At 74.2% G+C, this 5,062-nt stretch carries 4 protein-coding genes and 1 pseudogene; 2 read left to right on the forward strand and 3 right to left on the reverse strand.

Translation table 11 applies throughout. The features are described from left to right. Window positions 1-24 precede the first annotated feature (24 nt). Window positions 25-834 (forward strand): NUDIX hydrolase, encoded by an 810-nt coding sequence (locus DKT68_RS03575; RefSeq protein ID WP_236646697.1) that lies wholly within the window; start codon window positions 25-27, stop codon window positions 832-834. A gap of 341 nt (window positions 835-1,175) precedes the next feature. After that, window positions 1,176-2,108, forward strand: coding sequence for a CDP-alcohol phosphatidyltransferase family protein (locus DKT68_RS03580; protein ID WP_109816004.1), 933 nt, complete (start codon window positions 1,176-1,178; stop codon window positions 2,106-2,108). A 60-nt stretch (window positions 2,109-2,168) separates the two neighbouring features. Here DKT68_RS03580 and DKT68_RS03585 read toward each other — a convergent pair whose 3' ends face one another. The 3 genes and pseudogenes from DKT68_RS03585 to DKT68_RS03595 all read right to left on the reverse strand — a co-directional run. Further along, window positions 2,169-3,422 carry a phosphatidylserine decarboxylase gene (locus tag DKT68_RS03585; RefSeq protein ID WP_109816005.1) on the reverse strand — a complete coding sequence of 418 codons (1,254 nt, stop codon included), beginning with the start codon at window positions 3,420-3,422 and terminating at the stop codon, window positions 2,169-2,171. Between the two features lie 576 nt (window positions 3,423-3,998). Beyond that, window positions 3,999-4,223: pseudogene (locus tag DKT68_RS03590) on the reverse strand (hypothetical protein); the annotation flags it as partial. Continuing rightward, on the reverse strand, window positions 4,220-5,062 hold an 843-nt coding region (locus tag DKT68_RS03595; RefSeq protein WP_161556617.1), incomplete at its 5' end, for a LiaF domain-containing protein. The pseudogene DKT68_RS03590 and the gene DKT68_RS03595, both read right to left, overlap by 4 nt.

The raw sequence follows: 5,062 nt of genomic DNA on the forward strand, positions 1-5,062 counted from the left end.
GCCTTATCGTCGGCAGCGTCAGATGTGGATAAGAGACAGGGGGGTGCGGTGGCGCACGCCGAGCATCCGGAGCACGCGGTGGTCCGCGAGGTCGGCCGACAGACCGGGCTGACCGTGACCGTCGACCGGCTGCGGGCGGTCGTCGCCGACGTCACCACGTACCCGGAGGACGACGTCGCCCTGCACACCGACCGGTTGGCCTTCGAGGTGAGCGCGCGTGGGGGCACGCTGCGCGACTCCGTGGACGGCCCGACCGACGAGGCCCGCTGGGTCACCCCGGCTGAGGCGTCCGGGCTGCCCCTGGCGCCGTTCAGTGCCGAGCTGCTCGGCCTGCCGGTCACCCCGCTCCCGACCGGGGTACGCCGGCCCGCCGAGCCGTTCCCGCCGGCACACCCGGACCGTCGGCTGCGATTCGGGGCGTACGGGCTGGTCACCGACCCGGCCGGGCGGATCCTGCTCACCCAGATCGCGGAGGGCTACCCGGGGGCCGGTAGGTGGCACCTGCCCGGCGGCGGCACCGACCACGGCGAGCAACCGACCACCGGGCTGCTCCGCGAGCTGGTCGAGGAGGGCGGCCAGCTGGGCCGGGTCGTGGAGCTGCTGGGCGTGGACAACCTGCACAACCCCGCCGCCCTCGGCCCGGAGGGCCGCCCACTGGACTGGCACGGGGTCCGGGTGATCTACCGGGTGCTGGTGGACGCACCCACCGACGCGGTGGTCACCGAGTCGGCCGGCGGCTCGACCGCCCGTGCCGGCTGGTTCACCCCGGCTCAGGCCGCCGACCTGCCGTTGACCGGGATCGCTGCCTCGGCAATCGGACAGCAGGGTCGATAGCCCGCGCTCGTTGAGCCGACCTGGTGACCCTCCGGTACAGTCAAAGCAGGGAATGGTGGAGGAAACGGGCACTGAGGCCCGGCATGGGAATAAGAGAGTGGTTCGCGCGGTTTAGGCAGATATAAGTACCGCCGGCAGCTATCGCCAAGTCCTGTTCCCTTATGCGATGGTGTACTCCGCAAAACGGCTGCCGGGCCATGCACGGTCCGGCACGAGACAGCCGGACACCCGCCACGGCGGGCAGCCGATCCGGTGATGGAGGAAACGTGCCGAGAGCCCCATGGCGCCGGCGTCGTACGACTGACAGTCCGCGCCCCGCAGGGCGTCGCTGGGCGGGCCGGTTGCGCCGCAGCAGCACGTTCGCGCGTCAGGTGCTGCTGGTCCGAGTGGGTCGCCGCGACGGCGACCTGCGGACCACCGACGTGACACTGCCCGAGCACCGCTACGCCGACCGGCAGCGCCGCCGCTACGGCCTGGACCGGCTCGGCCGCTCGTCGTTCTCTCGGGCGGAGATCGAGGCGATCATGCCGGTCAGCCCGGCGCTGCCGCCGGTCGCGCACGCCGACGAGGCGTCGGCCGGGTCCATCCCGCTGCTCCCCGGCGAGCGCACCGTCGCCCGTCGGATGAAGTTCGGCCTGGTCAACGCATGCACACTGGCCAGCCTGATGCTCGGCATGCTGGCCATCTTCCAGGCCATGCAGGGTGAGGTGCGCATCGCCGCGCTCTGCCTGATCGCCTGCGTCGCCTTCGACGGCCTGGACGGCGCGCTGGCCCGGCGCCTCGGCGTGGCCAGCCCGTTCGGTGCGCAGATGGACTCGCTGGCCGACATGTGCTCGTTCGGCCTCGCCGCACCGGTGGTGGTCTACGCCTCGCTCGCCGGCTCCGTCTCGACCGCCGCGGCGGCGGTGGCCTGCGCCCTGGTGGCGGCGTGTGCCGCGATCCGGCTGGCCCGCTTCAACGTCTCGCCGAAGGACGGCCGCTTCTTCTGCGGCGTCCCCACCACCATGGCGGCCGCGGTGCTCGCGGTCACCGTCGCGATCGGCCTGCCCGTGCCCGGCCTCGTGCTGGTCGCCGGGGTGGCGCTGCTCGCCTTCGCGATGGTCTCCAGCTTCCCGTACGCCAAGCTCGCCCGGCTGGTCAAGCTGCCGCCGTGGCTGTGGCTCGCCCCGGTGATCGGCGCGCTGATCGACATCCGGCTCACCTTCGCCCTGATCGTGGTCGGTTACCTGGTCAGCGGGCCGGTGCTCTGGCTGCGGCAGCGTCGTACCGCCTGATCCACACACGAAGAACGGGGCGCCGCGGACCGCGGCGCCCCGTTCTTTTCGTTCGATGAGTCAGCGCCAGCGGGCGATGACCGTCGAGCCCCCGACCACCTTGTCGCCCGGCCCGACCAGCGGATCGGCGGCCTCGGCCGGCAGGTACACGTCGGTCCGTGAGCCGAACCGGATCAGCCCGAAGCGCTCGCCCTTCGCCAGCAGCGCGCCGATCGGCGCGCGCTGCACGATCCGACGGGCGATCAGCCCGGTCCGCTGCGCGACCACCACCGTGCCCCGGCTGGTGTCCAGCACGGTGTACGCGGCCACGTTGTGCTCGGCGTCCGGCTTCATCGCGTTGACGAAGCCACCGTCGGCGACGAAGTAGTCGACCACCTTGCCGGCGACCGGCGCCCGGTTGACGTGCACGTCCAGCACCGACAGGAAGACCGCGATCCGCAGCCACTCGCCGTCGCCGAAACGCTCGTCGTGCAGCCGCTGCACCGACAGGACCTGCCCGTCCGCGCTGGCCACCACTGCCGTCGGGTCCTCCGGCACATCGCGCTGCGGGTCGCGGAAGAACGCGGCGACCGGCCCGGCGGCCAGCGCCGGCAGCAGCCAGAGCTTCGACGAGGGACGCGCCACCCGGGCCAGCGCCGCGAGGCCCAGCGTGATGCCCGCCGCGGCCACGCCGTTGGAGTCGATGTGCATTGCACGGGTCAGCGGCACGCTCGACGGCCGGTGCGCCGGGGCCAACCGGTCGGCGGCGGCCGGGCTGGCCGGGGTGAACCGCAGCCGGTAGACCCGCACCGGCGGCGAGTTGCGCAGCACCAGGTCGGCGCCGACGCCGTAGAGGGCGTCCTGCCGGGCCAGCTCGGTGGCCGCGCCGGTGGTCCGGCCGGGCGTCGCGGGGGTGGCGACGCTCAGCACGGCGCCGTCGCTGAGGTACTTGGCCAGACCCTCGATGGCGCCGCGCGTCTCCTCGGCGGTGCCGGTGAACGCCTCGCCGGCGACGACCACCCCGGCGGGCTCGGCCTCGGCCAGCGAGTCGACGACCCGGACCCGGTCGGCCACCCACCGGCCCTGCGCGGTGACGTGCTCGCGGAGCACGGTGACGGCGGACGGATCGGCCGGCACCAGGGTGAGCCGGTCGCCGGGGAGCAGCGCCTCGATCGCCGAGGCCAGCACCGCGGACTCCGGGCTCGCGCCGACCAGGAGAGCGGCCTTCGGATCGTTGATCCGGGCCAGCTCGGTGACGAGCGTACGGGCGGCTCGCTCGCCGATGCGGACCGGACCGGACCGACCGGTGGTACGCACGGCGGGGGACTGGGTCATGTCGGACGGGCTCCTGACGGGGTAGAGACGGGAATCGCGGCGGGGCCGCCACGGCGGGACGGGCCGGCCGGCGGAGGCGAAATCTCCACCGGCCAGCATATGCGCCTGCCCGCGCCGGCCGCACCGCCGTAGCGGTGGAGAAGGCCGGCGCGGGCAGGCGCCCCGTCAGGGCTGCCGCCGTTGACCCTCCCGCTCGTCCGTCGGTTGGTCGACCCGGGTCGGCCCGTCGGCCTCCGTGCCGGCCGGCCGGTCGAGGACCCCGGTGGTGGGCTCGTCGCCCGCGTCGGCGGGCTGCCCGGACGCCGGAGCGGTCTCCGGCTCCGACGGCGGGTGAGCCAGCCAGGCCGGGTGGATCACCTCCGCGGTCGGAGCTTCCGGTGTCCGCACCTCCGCGGTCGGCGTCTCCGGCGCCCGCAGCTCCGCGGTCGGCGCTTCCGGCGTCCGCAGCTCCGCGGTCGGCGTCTCCGGCGCCGCTTCCGGCGCCGGAGCGTCCCAGGTGGAGCGTTCGGCGTCCCAGGACGGCAGGCCCGCGCCGGAGGTCGGAGCGGACGCACCGGAAACCGGTGCGGTGGGCTCGGTGGTGACGGCGTCCTGAGCGGCCGGTTCCGGTTGGGCCGGTCGGCCGGAGCGCAGCGCGCCGACCAGCCCGAAGACTCCGATCAGGATCAGTGCGCCGGCCAGGAACCAGCCGACCGGCGGCAGCGCGAGCCCGAGCAGCTGCGCGAGCAGCCACCAGGCGGACAGCCCCAGGAACACCAACCCGAAGGCGAACGACACCAGGTCCGTACGGTGAGCCTTCACCGGGTCACCTCCAGGTTGCCGGCATTGACGTGGATGTAGAGGCGTAGCGTGCCGCCCCCGGCCCCGTCCGCGCCGAGGTCGGTGGATTCCCGCAGGCGGCCGTCCAGCCCGCCGGACCGGTTGCCGAAGATGGTCGCGTCGCCCGCGTTGACGTCGGCCACGGTGGTCACGTCCACGTTCGGTGGCACCACCACGGTCGCCTGGCCGAAGTTGATCGCCACGGTGACCTGGCTGTCCCGCTTGGAGAAGTCGATCCCGCGCAGGTCGAGCACCGCGTCACCGAAGCTGTTCTCGTACCGGTCGGCGAGGTCGCGGTAGTCGGTGGGCGCCCAGGTGACCGCGCCGTCGACCCCACGGATGCGGTCGTAGGACTCGGCCACGGTCGCCGTCCCCAGCGCGGCGGCGGTCACCAGGCCCAGCGCGATCAGCCAGCGGGCCCGGCCGAACCAGGTGCCCACCAACAGCCCCAGCCCGATCGTGGCCAACGCGGCAGCGAAGTACGCCGACGCGCCGACGTCGAAGACGTCCAGCAGGTCGAGCAGTGCGACCACGCCGAGAGCCAGGAAGATCAGCGAGAAGGTCACCGCGCCGAGCGGCGACCGCTCCTTGGGCCGCTTCGGTGGCTTCGGCGGCTTGGGCGCCTTCGGCGGGGGGTACGCGGCCGGCGAGGCGTACGGCCCGTGCGGCGCGAACGGGGCCCGGTATCCGGCCGGGGTCGGCGGCGTGCCCGGATAGCCGGCCGGGGCGCCGGTAGCGGGCGCACCGGTCACCGGCGCCGACGGCCAGCCGGCGCTGGGCGTGCCGGTGCTGGGCCAGCCGGACGCGGGGACGGCGGGTGC

The sequence above is a fragment of the Micromonospora acroterricola genome (assembly GCF_003172955.1).
GTDB classification, from domain to species: domain Bacteria; phylum Actinomycetota; class Actinomycetes; order Mycobacteriales; family Micromonosporaceae; genus Micromonospora; species Micromonospora acroterricola.

Bases quoted from the DNA above. Each gene is read 5' to 3' on its own strand.
- DKT68_RS03585 (WP_109816005.1), bottom strand. From the start codon at position 3,422: ATGACCCAGTCCCCCGCCGTGCGTACCACCGGTCGGTCCGGTCCGGTC.